The sequence below is a fragment of the Kitasatospora sp. NBC_00070 genome (genome assembly GCF_045041205.1).
Lineage (GTDB): Bacteria > Actinomycetota > Actinomycetes > Streptomycetales > Streptomycetaceae > Kitasatospora.
The window spans coordinates 2,558,221-2,575,426 of sequence record NZ_CP108247.1 but is presented as its reverse complement, the minus strand read 5'-3'; the positions used below and the strand labels follow the sequence as shown (position 1 = coordinate 2,575,426).

The window sequence follows — 17,206 nt, the reverse complement described above, 5'->3', positions numbered from 1 at the left end:
CGGGTCAGCCGAGCAGCTCGGCCAGGGCCCGGTCCGGGTCCAGGAAGCCGGCCTCCTGGCCCTCGGCCACCACGAGGTGGCTGCGCCAGAGGAAGCGGCGCAGCTCGGGCGCGTCGAACTGGAGCAGTGCGACGCCCTCGGGGGCCCGCAGCTCGACCAGGGTGCGGTGGCCGAGCGCGGGCCGGACGTGCACGTCGCCGTCGCCGCTCGGCAGGTCGAGACCGGCCGCCAGCAGCTGGCGGGCGAACACCCACTCGACCTCCGGCTGCGGCGGACCGGCCGGCGGGACGGGCTCGGCGTCCAGTGAGTACTCGGCCGGGAAGCCCATCCGCACCGCCAGCGGGTCGTCGGCCCGGTACCGCAGCGTGACGCGGAGCAGGGCGGAGCGGTGGGTGCTGACGATGAGCCGGGCCTGGACGACCTGCTCGACGACGGTGGCGGACATCTGTTCCTCCGGAATCGGGCGTGCGCCCGGATCGTCCGGGCCCACACCAGTGAGAGCCGGGGGACCCCTGGGGCTTACGTGACTTTTGGCGACAAAAGACGTGATCCATCTCACATTGCCCACGACCTTTCCGGCGAAACCGGTCGGTCGGCAGGATTCGCGCCGCGGGGGAGACCCGGACGGCGGTGCGATCCGGGACGGTTCCGCGGATCTCGTGTCGGGCGGCCGACCGGGGCTGCTGCCGGTAGGCTAGGCGGGTTGTCCGACCGCTGTCCGACTGCGGGGCGGGCCTGCCGCATAGGCCCTGACCTGCGATGATCCCCCTTCGGAGACCGTGAGTACTGCCGCTTCCTCCGCCATGGCCCCGCTGTTCTCGGATGCCGACCCGCACGCGCCGGTCCGCGCCGTCGGCGTGGGCTCGCACCACCTGTCCCCGGCCTTCCCGAGCCGCGCCGCGTACGGCACGGCGGGCAAGCTCCGGGCCTGGCAGCAGGGTGCGCTGGACAGGTACGTCGAGAAGCAGCCGCGGGACTTCCTCGCGGTCGCCACCCCCGGCGCCGGTAAGACCACCTTCGCCCTCACCCTGGCCTCGTACCTGCTGCACAACCACCTGGTGCAGCAGATCACCGTGGTCGCGCCGACCGAGCACCTGAAGAAGCAGTGGGCCGAGGCGGCCGCCCGGATAGGGATCAAGCTCGACCCGGCCTACTCCTCGGGGCCGCTGTCGAAGGAGTACCACGGCATCGTGGTCACCTACGCGGGCGTCGGGGTCAACCCGATGCTGCACCGCAACCGCACCGAGGCGCGGAAGACCCTGGTGGTGATGGACGAGATCCACCACGCCGGTGACTCCAAGTCCTGGGGCGAGGCCTGCTTCGAGGCGTTCGAGCCGGCCACCCGGCGGCTGTCGCTGACCGGGACGCCGTTCCGCTCGGACACCAACCCGATCCCGTTCGTGCAGTACGAGCAGGACACCGACGGGCTGCGGAAGTCGGTCGCCGACTACACCTACGGTTACGGGCACGCGCTGGCCGACCACGTGGTCCGCCCGGTGATCTTCCTGTCCTACAGCGGCAACATGCGCTGGCGGACCAAGTCCGGCGACGAACTGGAGGCCCGGCTCGGCGAGCCGATGACCAAGGACCTGATCGCGCAGGCCTGGCGGACCGCGCTGGCCCCGCAGGGCGAGTGGATCCCGAGTGTGCTGGGAGCCGCCGACAAGCGGCTCACCGAGGTCCGCAAGGCGATCCCGGACGCCGGCGGCCTGGTGATCGCCACCGACCAGAACGTGGCCCGCGCCTACGCCAAGATCCTCCGGGAGATCTCCGGCGAGAAGGTCACCCTGGTGCTCTCGGACGAGACCGAGGCCTCCCAGCGGATCTCCGACTTCGCGGCGGGGAGCTCGCGCTGGATGGTCGCGGTCCGGATGGTGTCCGAGGGCGTCGACGTGCCCCGGCTCTGCGTCGGGGTGTACGCCACCTCGATCTCCACCCCGCTGTTCTTCGCCCAGGCGGTCGGCCGTTTCGTCCGGGCCCGCAAGCGCGGTGAGACCGCCTCGGTCTTCCTGCCCACGGTGCCCACCCTGCTCGGCTTCGCCACCGAGATGGAGCTGCAGCGCGACCACGTGCTGGACCGGCCGAAGAAGGAGGGCGACGGCCTCTTCGACGAGGAGGACCGGCTGCTCGCCGAGGCCGAGCGGGCCAACGACGGCCCGGACGGCGGCACCGACGAGTTCAGCTACGAGGCGATCGGCTCCGACGCGGTCTTCGACCGGGTGCTCTACAACTCCATGGAGTTCGGGATGCAGGCGCACCCGGGCAGCGAGGAGGAGGACGACTACCTCGGCATCCCGGGCCTGCTGGAGCCGGACCAGGTGCAGATGCTGCTGCAGAAACGTCAGACCCGGCAGATCCAGCGCTCCAAGGGCAAGCCGGCCGAGGAGGCCGACCTGCTGGAACTCCCGGCCGAGCAGCGCCCGGTGGTGACCCATCAGGAGCTGCGCGACCTGCGCAAGGAGCTGAACGGCCTGGTCGCGGCCTGGCACCACCGGACCAACCAGCCGCACGGCACCATCCACAACGAGCTGCGCCGGCAGTGCGGCGGGCCGCTCACCGCCCAGGCGACCGCCAACCAGCTGAAGGCCAGGATCGCCAAGGTCCGCGAGTGGGCCAACTGACCGGTCCCGGGTGGGGGCACAACGGTGTCGGTGGGGTTCGGATTTCCCGGCCGCCGGTGCCGGCGAGGCCCGGCGGCGGTCGGCGGCCGGCCTGTCGAATCGTCAGATATCGGTCCGGCTATTCACCGGCGGGGCGACGGCGAAAAGCCATTTCACCACCGTCCACGCAGAAGTCGGGGCGGAGAGCGGGGCCGCGGCGGCCCTCAGGGGCGGACTTCTCGGGGCGATCTGACGGGTCGTTGTGGAAACGTTACGACAAAGCCGTTTCCCGGTCAGATTTTACTTAGACATGGGATGCGGTAATCCGCTAGCGTTCCGCGTGCCGGATCGCACCACGGGATTTCCCGTGCGATCGACCGGCGCACCCATTGATTTTGACGCGGTCTCACCATGCCCATTTCCGGTGGGCCGCCAGAAGGAGAAGAGCCGATCGTGGCCAACACCGCCTCCCCCGAGCTGTCCGACAAGTCGAAGATCGTCGCCGGCGTTCTCCAGCTCTTCCTCGGCTGCTTCGGCGTCGGCCGTTTCTACACCGGTCACACCGGCATGGCGCTCGCCCAGCTCTTCACCTGCGGTGGCCTCGGCTTCTGGGCGCTGATCGACGGCATCATCTTCCTGGTCAGCAACGACCGCACCGACGCCCAGGGCCGCAAGCTCGCCGGCTGACGATGCCCCAGGTACGCCGACGGCGTCCCGACCCCCGGCCCGGTGACTCCACCCGGGCCGGGGGTCCCGGCATGTCCGGGGGCCGGGACGGCTCCCCGGCCGCCCGGCTGCGCACCGCCGCCCTGCCGCTGGCCGTACCGGTCGCCGGGGCGATCGGTGCCCGGTACCTCTGGTCCCGCGATCCGCACCTGCCCGGGCAGCTGCTGCCGTTCTGCCCCTGGCGCCGGCTGACCGGCCTGTCCTGCCCCGGCTGCGGCGCCACCAGGATGACCTACGACCTGCTGCACGGTGACCTCGCGGCGGCCTGGGCGGACAACGCCGCGCTGCTGCTCACCCTCCCGCTGCTCGCGGTGCTCTACGCGAACTGGCTCCGGCACGGTCTGGCCGGACGGCGCTTCCGGGTCCGGCTCGGCCCGCGCGGCTCGGCCGCCGTCCTGACCGTCGCGGTGCTCTGGACGGTCGGGCGCAACCTCGGGTGACTGTCCGGACTCCGGACTGCGTTCGAACTGGTGCACGGAAAAGGCCCACGAGAATGGGGGTGTTGTCCGGTTTTGCGCGCCGTTCGATAACAGATCTTGCCCGAATTTTGGACAGACCCTTTCGCAGCGTGCCTCTCTTTCACTACTTTCTCCCCACGCTCTCTCGAACGACCCACCCCACCCCGAGACGGGCACCGCAGGACTGTCCGTTCGTCGACGACGCCGACGGACAGCTCCAGGGCGGACACCCCACCTGCGCGTAGCACCCGGACCGCCGGGTCAGGCCCCGGCCTGCCCGGAAGCCGGTGACCGCCGCAGAAAGGAACGCGCGTCGTGACTGCCGAGACCTCCCAGACCCTGGACCGTGGTGTCCGGGTCCTCAAACTGCTGGCCGACTCCGAGCGCGGCCTGACGGTCACCGAGCTGGCGGCCCGCCTGGCCGTCAACCGGACGGTCGTCTACCGGCTGCTGGCCACCCTGGAGCAGCACGGGCTGGTCCGCCGCGACATCGGCGGCCGGGCCCGGGTCGGCCTCGGCGTGCTGCGGCTGGCCCACCGGGTGCACCCGCTGCTCCGGGAGGCCGCGCTGCCCGCGCTGCGCAGCCTGGCCGAGGATCTCGGTGCCACCGCCCACCTGACCCTGGTCGACGGCGCCGAGGCGCTCGCGGTGGCCGTGGTGGAGCCGAGCTGGACCGACTTCCACGTCGCGTACCGGACCGGCCTGCGGCACCCGCTGGACGAGAGCGCGGCCGGCCGGGCGATCCTGGAGGCCCGGAACTTCCCCGGCCAGCGGCGGCCCGAGCAGGGCTTCGTGATCACCCGGGCGGAGGAGCAGTCCGGCGCCAGCGGTGCGGCGGCGGCGCTGCTCGGGCTGAGCGGGATCGAGGGCAGCGTCGGCGTGGTGATGCTGAACGGGCTGGTGCCCGAGCGGGTCGGCCCCCGGGTGGTGGAGGCGGCGACCGAGGTGGCCGACGCCCTCCGGTAGTCGGTGCCGCCGCCCGGCGGGGTCGCCCCGTACGATTCCGGTGTGTCCGATGCGAAGCTGCCCCCGGTGCTCACCCGTCCGAAGACCCGTGCGCTCACCCTGTGCGGGGTGCTGGTCGCGGCGCTGTTCGGCACGGCGGCCTTCGTGCCGCTGCCGTTCACCCTGACCATGCCGGGGACCACGGCGGACGTGCTCGGCTCGTACGAGGGTCAGCCGGTGCTGACCGTCACCGGGGCGCCGGTCCGGCAGACCGCCGGGCAGCTGCGGATGGTGACCATCTCGGCGACCAACCCGGGCGAGCGGACCGGCCTGTTCACCGCACTGGGCGCCTGGCTGAACCCGGACGAGGCGGTGCTGCCGTCCGAGGCGGTCTACCCGCAGCGCGATCCGGTCAAGGCCGAGCAGGTGACGGCGGAGCAGATGACGGAGTCCCAGGACAGTGCCACCGTCGCGGCCTTGAAGTACCTGAAGCTGTCGCCGAGCCAGGTGAAGGTGAAGGTCGACCTGGGCTCGATCGGCGGCCCGAGCGCGGGCCAGCTGCTGGCGCTGGGCATCGTCGACAAGCTGGCGGGCGACGGCAAGGGCGGCGACCTGTCCGGCGGCCGGGTGATCGCGGGGACCGGGACCATCGACGACGAGGGCAACATCGGCGCGGTCGGCGGCGTGCCGCTGAAGACCAGGGCGGCCGCCCGGGACGGCGCGACCGTCTTCCTGGTGCCGAGGAGCGAGTGCTCGTCGGCCGAGGTGAACACCCCGGCCGGACTGCGGCTGGTGCCGGTGGAGACCCTGGCGGGCGCGGTCGCTGCTCTGACCGCTCTGAACACCGGTGGTACGGTGCCCGCCTGCTGACGCCCCGTCGGGACGCGGGTGCCCGGGTGGTTCGTGGAGGCCGGGCGCGGCCCCGTTCGCCCGGCCGTCAGGCCGCCCTGCCGGCGGCCGGGCCGGCTCAGACCGGTGCGGTCACAGCCCGAAGGCGATCGACGCGAAGTCGTCGCTCAGTCTGGTCCGCAGCTGTGCGGCGATCTGCGGTAACCGGTGCGCCTGGGTCATCGGCAGCGAGACCGAGACGGCGGCCAGCCCGCTGCCGGCCACGATCGGCACCGCCGCCGCCGCGGTGCCGAGCACGAACTCCTGGTACTGGGTGATCGGCGCGGCCCGCTGCGGCCCCTGCCGGGGCAGCAGCGGCAGCTGGGCCGGGTCGCGCAGGGTGTACGGGGTGAAGGCGACCATCGGGTACCTGGTCAGGTAGGACCGCCGCTCCTCGGCGGACATCAGGGCCAGCAGGGTCTTGCCGGCCGAGGTGGCGTGCGCGCCGGCCGGGAAGTCCCGCGGGTCGACGGTGGGTGCGCCGGGCGCGGACTGGGCCGCGACCAGCACCATCTCGCCCCGGTGGTACCTGGACAGGTAGACGGCGGCGGCCAGGTCGTCGCTGAGCCGCCGCAGCAGCCGGTCCAGCCGCCGCTGTCCGGCGGCCGGGCTCTCCTCCCGGCTGAGCCCGGCGACCGCCGGGCCGGTCAGGTAACGGCCCTCCCGGCGTTCCAGGTAGCAGTCGTGCACCAGGGTGCGGAGCAGGTGGTACGCGGTGCCCAGGGCCAGCCCGGTGTCCCGGGCCAGCTGCTTGGCGGTGGCGCCGCGCGGGTAGCGGGCGACCGCCTCCAGCAGGCGCAGCGCGCGCTGGGCGGAGGCGATCAGGGTCGGCGGACCGCCGACGGCCGGGCTCACCGGGCCCCTCCGGCCGGGCGGGGCCCGGGGGCTGACGGGGCGTGAGCCGGCGGGTGGTCGGATGTCGTCATCGGTCTCATGTCTGTGATCTTTACGCGCACGAGCCGCTGGCATATGCCAATTCGGGCCTGTGTTGCCGACCCGCGGACTCACTCCCGGGCGGCCTGCTCCACCAGCGGCATGATCCGGAACGGCACCGGATTCTCCAGCGCGATCGCGGTCGAGGCCCGGACGATCCCGTCGAAACCCACCACCCGGTCGATCACCCGCTGGAGGTCGGCGTTCGACCGGGCCACGATCCGGACCAGCATGTCCCCCTGCCCGGTGATGGTGTGCAGCTCCAGCACCTCGGGCACCGAGGTCAGATGGGCCCGGACGTCCACCCCCTGGCCCTGTGAGATCTCCAGGGTGGCGAAGGCGGTGACCGGGTAGCCGATCGCCGCCGGGTCCACCTGGGGGCCGAAGCCGCCGATCACGCCCCGGGCCTGCAACCGGTCCAGCCGGGCCTGTACGGTGCCCCGGGCGACCTGGAGCCGGCGGGAGCACTCCAGCACCCCGATCCGGGGCTCCTCGCTGAGAAGTCTGATCAACTTGCCGTCCAGCGCGTCGATCGCGTCGTTCGGGGTGTGCACGGGGGCTCCGTTCGATGGGCAATCTGTCCAGCCACGCCTGTCATTGTCCGGCCCGGTCGCGCAGCTTGCCCAGCGGAAATCGGAACAGTTGCGCAACGCCGGTCCGGGCGGCACGCTCCCTCCACCGCCTCGTGGTGCGGGCCCCCACACCGCGCCACGAGGCCAACCGGGGAGGTTCTCGTTGACCGACGGCTCGACTGCAGCGCTCGCCCGCCACCCGGACGAGACCGGTCCGCTCCCGGCCCTGCGCACCGACGCGGTGCTCGCCGTCCGGGACGCCCGCCGCACCGCCCGCTACTACTGCGCCGCGCTGGCCATGCGGTGCACCGCGTACGCCGGACCGGAGACCGGCCGGCCCGACACCCTCTCCTTCGTGCTGGAGTCCGGCTCCACCCGACTGGTCGTCAGCTCCGCCCTGCACCCCTTCACCGAGCGGGCCGAACGGATCGCCCGGCACGTCGCCCGGCACGGCGACACCATCCTCGACCTGGTCATCGAAGTGCCCGACGCCTACGCCGCGTACGACTACGCGGTCGACCGCGGCGCCCTCTCGGTGGCCGAACCACAGGAGCTCACCGACCGCTACGGCACCGTCGTGCTGGCCACCCTGGGCACCCCAGGGCCGTCCCACCACCTGCTGGTCGAGCGCACCGCCTACCCCGGGCCCTACCTGCCCGGCTACCTCACGCCGCCGCCGGGCATCCTGAGCTGAGCGCCGCCCCGGGGACTCCGGGTCAGCGCACCACGGTCTGCACGTCGGGGTGGTGGCCGTTCCAGGTGGCGAAGACCGAGTTGGTGCTGCCGTCCTTGGAGAAGTCCACCCGGAGCCACTGGTCGCCCTGCCAGAGCTGCATCTGCCAACCCTGGTCCGGGGTCGCGGAGACCAGCTCGGCGCTGGTCGGCTGCATGTCCAGCACGACCCGTCCGCCGGGGACCCGGAAGCTCTTCACCGAGGCGGTGGGGGTGGCGGCGGGCACGGCCTTCTTGCTCGGCTTGGTCACCGGGGTGGTCGCGGCCGTCGGCGCCGACGCCGGGCCGGACGAGCCGGCGGCGGGGCTCGGCGCGGCCGCGGGCGGCACCGGAACTGACGCCGCGTCGGACGGTGCGTCGGAGGTCCGGGCCGCCGCCGAGGGCAGCGGCAGGGCCGAGGGCTGCTCGAACGCGGCGTCGGTCAGCACCGCGTGCACGCCGAGCCAGGACAGCGCCACCGCTGCCCCCGTGGCCGCCGTCCAGGCGCCGAGCTGTACCAGTCCGTTCCGCATCGCGTGCACATCCTGCCGTACCGTCGGGACCGGTAGGAGTGCAGGTCAGCTAATCGGCAGGGAAGTTGCACAAATGACACCGGGGTGGTCGCGGGACGTCCGGGAACCGCCCCGAGGTACAGACCAATCCATCCGAATGGCGTACCCTGCGGCCCCATGGCAACAGTGCTCGTGGTCGAGGACGACCCTTTCGTACGCTCCGCCCTCATCCGGCACCTGGCCGAGTCGGGCCACGCGGTCCGCAGTGTCGGCACCGCGTTGGAAGCCCTCCGCGAGGTCGCGCAGGTCGGCTGCGACCTGGTGATCCTCGACCTCGGCCTGCCCGACCTGGACGGCAGCGAGGCGCTCAAGATGATCCGGGGGCTGACCAACGTCCCGGTGATCATCTCCACCGCCCGGGACGACGAGGCCGAGATCGTCCGGCTGCTCAACGACGGCGCGGACGACTACCTGGTGAAGCCGTTCTCGGTCGAGCACCTGACGGCCCGGATGGCCGCCGTGCTGCGCCGCTTCGGCGGCGGCGCCGCCCCGGTCGCCCAGGTGCTCCGGGTCGGCGGGCTGGCCATCGACGCCCAGCGCCGGGAGGCCGTACTGGACGACCGGCCGCTGGACCTGACCCGGCGTGAGTTCGACCTGCTCGCCTTCCTGGCCGCCAGACCGGGCGTGGTGGTGCCGCGCAAGGAGATCCTGGCCGAGGTCTGGCGGCAGACCTACGGCGGCGACCAGACCATCGACGTGCACCTGTCCTGGCTGCGCCGGAAGCTCGGCGAGACCGCCTCCAAGCCGCGCTACCTGCACACTGTCCGGGGCGTCGGGGTCCGGTTGGAGGCCCCGGCGCCGGGGCTCGAGGCCGGGGGGCCGACGTGAGGCGGCGCAGCCGTGCCGCCGGTGGTGACGCCGAGGCCGGCGGTGGCGTCGGTGCCGGCGGTGGCGTCGGGCGGGGCGGGCACTCGTTGCGCTGGGCGCTGATCAAGGCGGCGGTGGCGGGGACCACGATGGTCGCGCTGGCCTTCCTGATCCCGCTCGGCCTGATGGTCCAACAGACCGCCAGGGACCGCGCCTTCGTCTCGGCCGAACGCCAGGCGGCCGCGCTCGGACCGGCCCTGGCGATCACCACCGAACAGGACGCCATCGCCCGCGCGCTGGCCAGCACCGACGCGGGCGCCCAGGAGAAGATGGCCGTCCACCTCCCGATCACCGGCTTCGGCCCCGGCACCGTGGTCGGCCACGGCCGGGCCTCCCAGCTCGCGGTCGGCACGGCGGCCGGCCAGGGCCAGTCCTTCATCGACCGGGCCCCGGGCGGCTTCGTCCTGCTGCAGCCGGTCGCGGTGGACGCCCAGCGGGTCGCCGTGGTCGAGGTGTACGTCGCCGGGGGAGACCTCACCCGGGGGGTGGCCACCGCCTGGCTGGTGCTCTCGCTGGTCGCGCTCGCCCTGGTGGCCATCTCGGTGCTGGTGGCGGACCGGATGGGCGCCCGGATCGTCGGCTCCGCCCGCCGGCTGGCCGCCGCCGCCCGCTCGCTCGGCAGCGGCAACCTCGCCGTCCGGGTCCCGGTCGAGGGCCGGCAGGCCGACGGCGCCCCCGAGGAACTCCGGGAGGCCGCGCTGGCCTTCAACGCGATGGCCGACCGGGTGGTCCACCTGCTGGCCGCCGAACGCGAACTCGCCGCCGACCTCTCGCACCGCCTGCGCACCCCCCTGACGGTCCTTCGGCTGAACACCGCCTCGCTCGGCACCGGCGACGCGGTCGACGCCACCCGGCACGCCGTGGCCCAACTGGAGCGCGAGGTGGACCAGATCATCCGCACCGCGCGCCGCTCGCCCGAGGACGTCCCCTCGGTGGCGTTCGGCTGCGACGCCGCCGAGGTGATCCGGGACCGGGTCGGTTTCTGGTCCGCCCTCGCCGAGGACGAGGGCCGCCGCTGGCAGCTGGCCGGCGCCGAGGGCACCGCACCCGTACCGGTCCAGCGCGGTGACCTGGCGGCCGCCGTGGACGCGCTGCTCGGCAACGTCTTCCGGCACACCGCCGTCGGCACCGCCTTCTCGGTCGACGTCCTGGTCACCGAAGGCTCCGTGATCGTCCTGGTCGGCGACGCCGGCCCCGGCTTCGCCGACCCCGACGCCGCCCTCCGCCGCGGCGAGGGCCAGGGCGGCGAGGGCTCCACCGGCCTCGGCCTCGACATCGTCCGCAAGCTCGCCGAAACCACCGGCGGAGACCTCGCCCTCGGCCGCTCCGCAGTCCTCGGCGGCGCCGAACTCCGGCTCCGCCTGGAGACCCGCCCCGCTCTGCCCCGACTCTCCCGCAAACGCCGCTGACGCACCCTCCGGGGCTCGGGGCTCTGCCGCGTGGGCGACGCCGACCTTTTGGCAGGCGCTCCGGCATCTACGGTCCAGGGGCTCGGGGCTCTGCTGATGTGCGGCTCCGCCGCGTGGGCGACGCCGGCCCTTGCAAGGTGATCGTCGCGTGGGTGGTCAGGGACTTTCGCAGTGACCCGAACGCCAGATCTCCTCGCCCACGCGGCGGAGCCGCACAACAGCAGAGCCCCGAGCCCCTGGACAGTGCAACCGAGCGCCCTGCAAAAAGCTGAGCGCCTGCCCACGGTGCAGCCCCGAGCCTTAAGCGTTCCCTAACGGAGGTGTTGGGGTGGCTGAGGCGGCGCCCGGGGCCGGTGGGGCGGCGCTAGCGTCGGCCGGGCCGGTGGCGTGGGGCCCCGGTTGACGGTCACTCAGCCGGAGGTCTCTGCCCATGACGAACCACCCCACCCGCCGTTCGGGGCACCGCTGCCGCAGCCGCAAGGGCACGGTGATCGGCGCCTCCGCCATCGCCACCGCGATCGTCGGCGGCGCCGTGGTGACCTTCGCCGCCTCCGCCAGCGCCGCGTCCCCGGGAGCGCTGTACAGCAGGACCAGCACCTGGGAGACCGGCTACACCGGCCAGTACCTGGTGACCAACCCGGACAGCAAGGCGATCGACGGCTGGACCCTCAGCTTCGACCTCCCGGACGGCGCCCGGATCGACTCGCTCTGGAACGCCACCTTCACCGCCACCGGCCGGCACGTCACCGTGAAGCCGCAGGACTGGGGCAAGCGGATCGAGCCGGGCAAGTCCCTGGACGTCGGCTTCGTGGTGCAGGGCAGCGGTGCGGCCCAGGCCGAGCCCGCCAACTGTCTGATCAACGACGCCCCGTGCAAGGCGGGCTCCACCACCCCGCCCACTCCCTCGGGCCGCCCGACCACCGCAGGCCCGAGTACGACGCCGACCGCGTCCCCCACTCCCACCACCGCCCCCACCAGCGCGAAGCCCACTCCCACCGCGACCCCGACCCCGACCCCCAGCGCGTCGGCCAGTACGCCGCCGCCGGTGCTGACGTCGGGTCACTTCGCGCCGTACGTGGACACCTCGCTCTACCCGCCGTTCGACCTGGTGGCCACCGCCAAGGCGACCGGCGTGAAGCACTACACCCTCGCCTTCGTGGTCTCCGGCGGCGGCTGCACCCCGAAGTGGGGTGGCGTCAGCGACCTGGCCACCGACGCGGTGGCCGCGCAGATCGGTGCCCTGCGGGCGCTCGGCGGCGACGTCCGGATCTCGTTCGGCGGGGCCAACGGCAGCGAGCTGGCCACGGCCTGCTCCTCGGTGGCCGAGCTGACGGCCGCGTACCAGAAGACCGTGGACGCGTACGGCGCGACCAGGGTGGACTTCGACGTCGAGGGCGGTGCGCTCGGCGACACCGCCGCCAACACCCGGCGGGCCCAGGCGATCGTCCAGCTGCAGAAGAACGCCGCCGCCAAGGGGAGGACCCTCGACGTCTCCTACACCCTGCCGGCCCTCCCCAGCGGGCTGACCCAGGACGGCGTGAACCTGGTCGGCAACGCCAAGAGCAACGGCGTGGCGATCGGTGCGGTGAACATCATGGCGATGGACTACGGCGACGGCGCCGCCCCGAACCCGCAGGGCCGGATGGGCAAGTACGCGATCGACGCGGCCACCGCGACCCAGGCACAGCTGAAGAGCGTGCTCGGCCTGGCCGACGCCGCTGCCTGGGCCAAGGTCGCGGTCACCCCGATGATCGGCGTGAACGACGTGGCCAGCGAGGTCTTCACGGTGGCCGACGCCACCCAGCTCGCCGAGTTCGCCAAGACCAAGCACCTGGCCTGGTTGGCGATGTGGTCCGGCACCCGGGACAAGGCCTGCGCGGGCGGGGCCAAGGCGTACGCCGACGCCAGTTGCAGCAGCATCGTCCAGCAGCCGCTGGACTTCACCCGGGCGTTCGGCGCCTACACGGGCTGAGCTGTCCCGCCGGGGGCGCCGCCGACCGCTCGCCGGTCGCCGGGGCCCCCGGTCCGCGCTCGTCGTCCCGGCCCAGGTCCGGGCCCCGGCGCGGACCCCGCCCGGATCGCCGGGACGCTGCCGAGTCGCGGGTTTCCGGTGGTCCGGTAAGGTCGCTAGCTGGTCGACCTGCGGACGGAGCTAATACGTGACAACGGCGCAAGAGCAGCGCAGGGCCCCCCAGGAGCCCGCCCCCGCTGCCCCGGTCACGCCCGGACGTCGGGTGGCCGCCGCCCTCGGTGCCCCCGTCCGCGCGCTTCGGGAGGCCCCCCGCCGTCCGCTGGCGATCGCCACGGCGGTGGCGCTGTTCTCGCTGCTGACGTACGCGACGGTGCGGCACTTCGTCGGCACCTCGATGGTCGACATGATCGTCTACCGGGCCGAAGGCGCCGCCGTCGCGAACGGCCAGGACCTGTACGGGCTCCGGGTGACGGAGTGGAACCTGCCCGCCACCTATCCGCCGTTCGCCGCGATGCTGTTCGTGCCGACCACCTGGTTCGGCATCGGGTTCCTGCGGGTGGCGATCACGGTCGGGAACGTGGCGTTGCTGGCCCTGTTCGCGCACCTCTCCTTCCGCCTGGTCGGCTGGCCCCGCCGGGACCTGCGCGCGGTCGGCGTGGTGCTGGTGGCCGGTCTCGGCGTCTGGCTGGAACCGGTCTTCACCACGCTCCGGTACGGGCAGATCAATCTGGCGCTGGCCTGCCTGGTCCTCTGGGACCTGACCCGCCCGGACTCCCGCCGCTCCAAGGGCGTGGCGATCGGCATCGCGGCCGGGATGAAGCTCACCCCCGGCCTGTTCGCGGTCTACCTGCTGGTCACCGGCCGGATCAAGGCCGCCTTCGTGGCCGGGGCCACCTTCCTCGGCACCTTCCTGCTCGGCGCGCTGGTCCTCCCCGACGCGACCTGGGGATTCTGGACCAAGTACCTCTACGACTCCTCGCGGGTCGGCAAGACCGAGATCGTCGACAACCAGTCGATCAGCGGCGCGGTCGCCCGGCTGCTGCACACGCCCCACCCGGGCATCGTCGCCACCGCGGTCGCGGCGCTGGTCGCGATCGCCGGGCTGTCCACGGCGGCGTGGGCCTTCCGCAGTGCGCGCTGGCTGCCCCGGGCCGAAGCCTGGGGCGTCTGCTGCGCGGCGGTCACGGCGGTGCTGATCTCGCCGATCAGCTGGACCCACCACTGGGTCTGGTGCGTGCCGGTGCTGGTGCTGCTGGCGGCCGAGGCCGCGCACGAGCGCTCCCGGCCGGCGGCGATCCGGCGGCTGCGGTGGCGGCCGATCTTCGCTGCCACGCTGCTCGCCTTCCTCTGCTTCGGCATGTGGGTCGTCCCGCACAAGGGCGATCTCGACCTGCACCTGTCGCCGCTGGCCCAGCTCCCGGCGGCGGTCTACCCGCTCACCGGACTGTGCTTCCTGGCGGTCGCCGCGCTGCGGATCCGCTCCCGGCGGCGGGCGGCGGGGGCGCCGCTGATCCGGCTGCCCCGGCAGCGCACGTCCGCCGAGGTGGCGGAGCCGCTGCGGCAGCTCTGAGAGGTGTCGGCGCCGGGGGTCACTCCGGCGGGGCCGCTGCTCAGGTCGGGGGGCTTGTGGGGGTTCGCGTCAGCGTTCACGTCGGCGTTGACGTTCACGTCGGGGGCGGCGTTCACGTCGTGGATGGCATTCACGCTGGGGGCGATGTTCACGTTCGGGGTGGCGTTCACGTCGAGGACGGCATTCACGCTGGGGGCAATGTTCACGTTCGGAGTGGCGTTCACGGCGGGGGCGAGGTTCACGCCTGAGTGGGCGTTCACCTCTCCGTTTATGTTCACGCGAGCAGTTCGGCCAGCGAGTGGTCGAGGTCCAGGGCCGCGAGCTCGGCGCCCGGCGGCACCAGGCGGTGCGCCCGCTCCAGCCAGGCCGCCACGGCGGGCAGCGGCGCCTCCAGGAGGGCGTCACCGGCCGGGGAGCTGAGCGCCATGCAGAGCACGCTGCGCCGCCCCGAGCGGGTCGGCCAGATCCGCACGTCCCCCTGGCCGCACGGCCGGAAGGTCCCCTCGACCAGCAGCTCGCGGGCGAACACCCAGGTCACCGGGGTGCCGGTGTCCAGGTGGAAGGTGATGTGCACGGCGAACGGGTCGTGGCTGCCGTACGACAGCCGCGCCGGGACCGGGACGCTTCGCTCCGGGGACAGCACCAGGTTGAGTTCGAGTTCGTGCTCGATGACGCTCGTGGACCGCTCCATGACCAAGTTCCTCTCGGTGTCGTGGGCCCGCCTCCGAGCCCCTGCACCAGGAGAGAGTGAGCTCCGGCGAAGCTCTTACACGCTTTCGCCCGACGTCCTGGAATTGACCAACTGCCCGCCGTCGGGCCCCCGAGGCACTACCCTTTGTGACTGCTCGACGACTGTCCGCCCGCGCACGGGCGCTGACGGGCCGTCCGCTCCACGGTGCTGCCAGGAAAGAGACCCCCATGACGGAACGGCCCCTCGCCGGTGACCTGGACACAGCCCTCGACCCGGCGCCGGGCTACTACCCCGACCCGTCCGTCCCCGGCTTCGTCCGCTACTGGGGCGGCTCCGCCTGGGTGCCGGGCACCAGTCGCCCGGCCCCGCCCGCCGGTGAGTCGCTGCTGCCGCCCCGGGGGGCCACTCCTCGGACGCCCGCCACGTTCGCCCCGGTCGCGCCGCCGCCCCGGCCCATGGCCCGGGCGCACGCGCGGGTGGAGCCGCCGCAGTCGGTGCCGTCCGTCATGTCCGATCCGTCGATGCGGTCGGGTCCGGTCGCCGACGAGACCGGGCCGGTCTTCTTCGATCAGACCACCGGCGGCGCGTCCTTCACGCTCGCACCGTATGCGGAGCGGGAGTTGCAGCAGACCGTCCAGGAGCCGCCGGCGGTCACCGCCTGGCAGGCCACGCCGACCCCGCAGCCCGAGGTGGTCTCCTGGGGCGCACCCGCCACGACCCTTCCCACGTCGACCCCGCCCCCGGTTGCTGTTGCCCCGGCCCCGGCCCTGTCCCCGTCTCCGTCTCCGGAACGGACGATTCAGCCGACACCGGCAGCGGCCCGCCCGGCCGCCGTACCGCCGCCCGCCGTGGTGCGGACGCCGACCGCAGCGAAGGCGCCCGCAACCGGACGGGCGCCCGTCGCCAGCACCCGGCCGCCCGCGCAGCGCCGCCCCGCCGCCCGCAAGCCGCCGGCCCCGCTCCCCGCCGGTCTCGGCCGCCGCGCGGTGGCCCGGCTGATCGACACGGTGGCGCTCGCCTTGGTTGCCGTCGCGGCGGGGGTGCCGATCATCGGCTCGGTGATCGCCCACGTCCAGGACAAGGTCGACCAGGCCAAGCTGGCGACTGTGGGCCACGAAGGCCGCCAGGTACGGGTCTGGCTGGTGGACGGGCTCGTGCTCGGCCGGGTGGGCGCGCTGCTCGGCATCCTGGTCCTGGCCGCGCTGCTCTACGAGGTGCTGCCGGTCGCGAGGACCGGCCAGACCTTCGGCAAGCGCCTGGTCGGCATCCGGGTCGCCGACCTGACGCGCGCCGCTCTCGCGCCGACGTTCGGCCGCTCGGCGCTGCGGTGGCTGGTCCGGCAACTGGCGGTGCTCTCGCTGATCGGGGTGCTGGCACCGCTGTGGGACCGGACCGCCCGGCGCGGTTGGCCGGACCGGGCGGCGCGCACCCGGGTGGTGCGCGCCTGACCGGCCCTCAGTGCGCCGCAGTGGGCGGCCTGATGGGGCAAAACGGACTAAATATCCCAACATCGTAGTATCCGTGATGTTCTACTCGGTTCATGAGCACCCATGACCCTTCGTCAGACCCCGCGCCGGAGGGGGGCGACAAGCCCTCGTTCGACAAGCAACCCCCGCAGTCGGGTGGGCCGCAGGGTGCGCCGTCCGATCCGTACGGCGCACCGCCCCCGCCTCCGCCGGCCGCCGACCCCTACGGCACACCGCCGCCCTCCGGCAGCCCGTACGGCGCACCCGGCCCGTACGGTGCACCCGGCTCGTACGGTGCACCCGGCGGCTACGACGGGACCCCGTACGGCGTGCCGCCCCCGCCGCCCGCCCCCGGAGTCCCGTACCAGGCGGGCGCCGGCCCGGTCCCCGGGATGCCGCCGCTCGGTGGCTGGGGGGCCAGGATCGTGGCCCGACTGATCGACTTCCTGCTGGTCCAGGCGGTCGCGGTGGTGGTGGTGCTCCCGTTCGCCAACCTCGGCGACCAGAACGGCTGGGTCGGTGCGGCCTGGCTCGGCTACGCCCTCTACCTGGTCTACGAGGGCATCATGCTCAGCCGGGACGGTCAGACCTTCGGCAAGAAGCTGATGAAGATCCGGGTCGCGATGCTGATCGACGGCAGCGCCCCGCCCAGCGGGGCGGCCTGGACCCGGGCGGCGGCCTTCGTGCTCCCGGCGGTGATCTGCTGCGGTGGGCTGTGGTGGCCGGTGGACGGGCTGTTCGGTGTCTTCGACAAGCCGTACCGCCAGTGCCTCCACGACAAGGCCGCCAAGACCGTGGTGGTCTCGACGGTCTGAGCACACTTCAG

17 protein-coding genes are annotated in these 17,206 nt (G+C 73.3%); 12 read left to right on the top strand and 5 right to left on the bottom strand.

Going from position 1 to position 17,206, the window contains the following annotated elements; genetic code table 11:
* Positions 1 to 4 precede the first annotated feature (4 nt).
* Positions 5 to 445 (bottom strand): SsgA family sporulation/cell division regulator, encoded by a 441-nt coding sequence (locus OHV05_RS11865; protein ID WP_405017640.1) that lies wholly within the window; start codon positions 443 to 445, stop codon positions 5 to 7.
* Positions 446 to 803: 358 nt separating this feature from the next.
* Here OHV05_RS11865 and OHV05_RS11860 point away from each other — a divergent pair, with 358 nt between their 5' ends.
* From OHV05_RS11860 to OHV05_RS11840, 5 genes are all read left to right on the top strand, one after another.
* Positions 804 to 2,621, top strand: coding sequence for a DEAD/DEAH box helicase (locus OHV05_RS11860; RefSeq protein WP_405021440.1), 1,818 nt, complete (start codon positions 804 to 806; stop codon positions 2,619 to 2,621).
* Positions 2,622 to 3,053: 432 nt separating this feature from the next.
* Positions 3,054 to 3,287, top strand: coding sequence for a TM2 domain-containing protein (locus OHV05_RS11855; protein WP_403043378.1), 234 nt, complete (start codon positions 3,054 to 3,056; stop codon positions 3,285 to 3,287).
* Between the two features lie 71 nt (positions 3,288 to 3,358).
* Positions 3,359 to 3,766, top strand: coding sequence for a DUF2752 domain-containing protein (locus tag OHV05_RS11850; protein WP_405017639.1), 408 nt, complete (start codon positions 3,359 to 3,361; stop codon positions 3,764 to 3,766).
* Between the two features lie 333 nt (positions 3,767 to 4,099).
* Entirely contained in the window at positions 4,100 to 4,750 is a 651-nt protein-coding gene (locus OHV05_RS11845) for an IclR family transcriptional regulator (RefSeq protein WP_057237549.1), read from the top strand.
* Between the two features lie 42 nt (positions 4,751 to 4,792).
* Positions 4,793 to 5,599, top strand: a complete 807-nt coding sequence (locus OHV05_RS11840; protein ID WP_403043383.1) for a hypothetical protein — start codon at positions 4,793 to 4,795, stop codon at positions 5,597 to 5,599.
* A 111-nt stretch (positions 5,600 to 5,710) separates the two neighbouring features.
* On the opposite strand, the gene OHV05_RS11835 is transcribed toward OHV05_RS11840, so the two are convergent.
* Both OHV05_RS11835 and OHV05_RS11830 read right to left on the bottom strand, forming a co-directional pair.
* Positions 5,711 to 6,472, bottom strand: a complete 762-nt coding sequence (locus OHV05_RS11835; RefSeq protein WP_405017638.1) for an IclR family transcriptional regulator — start codon at positions 6,470 to 6,472, stop codon at positions 5,711 to 5,713.
* Between the two features lie 149 nt (positions 6,473 to 6,621).
* The gene (locus tag OHV05_RS11830) at positions 6,622 to 7,104 is read right to left on the bottom strand and encodes an Lrp/AsnC family transcriptional regulator (RefSeq protein ID WP_403043389.1); all 483 of its coding nucleotides are present in this window, start codon (positions 7,102 to 7,104) and stop codon (positions 6,622 to 6,624) included.
* A 181-nt stretch (positions 7,105 to 7,285) separates the two neighbouring features.
* Here OHV05_RS11830 and OHV05_RS11825 point away from each other — a divergent pair, with 181 nt between their 5' ends.
* Positions 7,286 to 7,816: a VOC family protein gene (locus OHV05_RS11825; protein WP_405017637.1), complete on the top strand. Its 531-nt coding sequence runs from the start codon at positions 7,286 to 7,288 to the stop codon at positions 7,814 to 7,816.
* 22 nt (positions 7,817 to 7,838) lie between these two features.
* On the opposite strand, the gene OHV05_RS11820 is transcribed toward OHV05_RS11825, so the two are convergent.
* Positions 7,839 to 8,366 carry a hypothetical protein gene (locus OHV05_RS11820; RefSeq protein WP_405017636.1) on the bottom strand — a complete coding sequence of 176 codons (528 nt, stop codon included), beginning with the start codon at positions 8,364 to 8,366 and terminating at the stop codon, positions 7,839 to 7,841.
* A gap of 156 nt (positions 8,367 to 8,522) precedes the next feature.
* Between OHV05_RS11820 and OHV05_RS11815 the strand changes: the two genes are divergently transcribed.
* From OHV05_RS11815 to OHV05_RS11800, 4 genes are all read left to right on the top strand, one after another.
* Positions 8,523 to 9,233 (top strand): response regulator transcription factor, encoded by a 711-nt coding sequence (locus OHV05_RS11815; RefSeq protein WP_405017635.1) that lies wholly within the window; start codon positions 8,523 to 8,525, stop codon positions 9,231 to 9,233.
* 86 nt (positions 9,234 to 9,319) lie between these two features.
* Complete coding sequence (locus tag OHV05_RS11810; RefSeq protein ID WP_405021439.1) at positions 9,320 to 10,681, top strand: sensor histidine kinase; 1,362 nt, start codon at positions 9,320 to 9,322, stop codon at positions 10,679 to 10,681.
* 430 nt (positions 10,682 to 11,111) lie between these two features.
* Positions 11,112 to 12,653, top strand: a complete 1,542-nt coding sequence (locus OHV05_RS11805; protein ID WP_405017634.1) for a cellulose binding domain-containing protein — start codon at positions 11,112 to 11,114, stop codon at positions 12,651 to 12,653.
* A gap of 187 nt (positions 12,654 to 12,840) precedes the next feature.
* The gene (locus OHV05_RS11800) at positions 12,841 to 14,223 is read left to right on the top strand and encodes a glycosyltransferase 87 family protein (RefSeq protein ID WP_405017633.1); all 1,383 of its coding nucleotides are present in this window, start codon (positions 12,841 to 12,843) and stop codon (positions 14,221 to 14,223) included.
* Positions 14,224 to 14,497: 274 nt separating this feature from the next.
* Here the strand turns inward: OHV05_RS11800 and OHV05_RS11795 are convergent, their stop codons facing one another.
* Entirely contained in the window at positions 14,498 to 14,914 is a 417-nt protein-coding gene (locus tag OHV05_RS11795; RefSeq protein WP_057237567.1) for an SsgA family sporulation/cell division regulator, read from the bottom strand.
* A gap of 227 nt (positions 14,915 to 15,141) precedes the next feature.
* On the opposite strand from OHV05_RS11795, the gene OHV05_RS11790 reads away from it, so the two are divergent.
* Positions 15,142 to 16,362, top strand: a complete 1,221-nt coding sequence (locus tag OHV05_RS11790) for an RDD family protein (RefSeq protein WP_405017632.1) — start codon at positions 15,142 to 15,144, stop codon at positions 16,360 to 16,362.
* 92 nt (positions 16,363 to 16,454) lie between these two features.
* A complete protein-coding gene (locus tag OHV05_RS11785; RefSeq protein WP_405017631.1) occupies positions 16,455 to 17,195 on the top strand; it encodes an RDD family protein in 741 nt (246 codons plus the stop codon).
* Positions 17,196 to 17,206: the final 11 nt, after the last annotated feature.

What these genes read in the sequence shown, in the direction of transcription:
- OHV05_RS11865 (WP_405017640.1), bottom strand. Translation starts at nt 445, where the DNA reads ATGTCCGCCACCGTCGTCGAGCAGGTCGTCCAGGCCCGGCTCATCGTC.
- OHV05_RS11860 (WP_405021440.1), top strand. Translation starts at nt 804, where the DNA reads ATGGCCCCGCTGTTCTCGGATGCCGACCCGCACGCGCCGGTCCGCGCC.
- OHV05_RS11850 (WP_405017639.1), top strand. Translation starts at nt 3,359, where the DNA reads ATGTCCGGGGGCCGGGACGGCTCCCCGGCCGCCCGGCTGCGCACCGCC.
- OHV05_RS11820 (WP_405017636.1), bottom strand. Translation starts at nt 8,366, where the DNA reads ATGCGGAACGGACTGGTACAGCTCGGCGCCTGGACGGCGGCCACGGGG.
- OHV05_RS11815 (WP_405017635.1), top strand. Translation starts at nt 8,523, where the DNA reads ATGGCAACAGTGCTCGTGGTCGAGGACGACCCTTTCGTACGCTCCGCC.
- OHV05_RS11805 (WP_405017634.1), top strand. Translation starts at nt 11,112, where the DNA reads ATGACGAACCACCCCACCCGCCGTTCGGGGCACCGCTGCCGCAGCCGC.
- OHV05_RS11795 (WP_057237567.1), bottom strand. Translation starts at nt 14,914, where the DNA reads ATGGAGCGGTCCACGAGCGTCATCGAGCACGAACTCGAACTCAACCTG.
- OHV05_RS11790 (WP_405017632.1), top strand. Translation starts at nt 15,142, where the DNA reads ATGACGGAACGGCCCCTCGCCGGTGACCTGGACACAGCCCTCGACCCG.
- OHV05_RS11785 (WP_405017631.1), top strand. Translation starts at nt 16,455, where the DNA reads ATGAGCACCCATGACCCTTCGTCAGACCCCGCGCCGGAGGGGGGCGAC.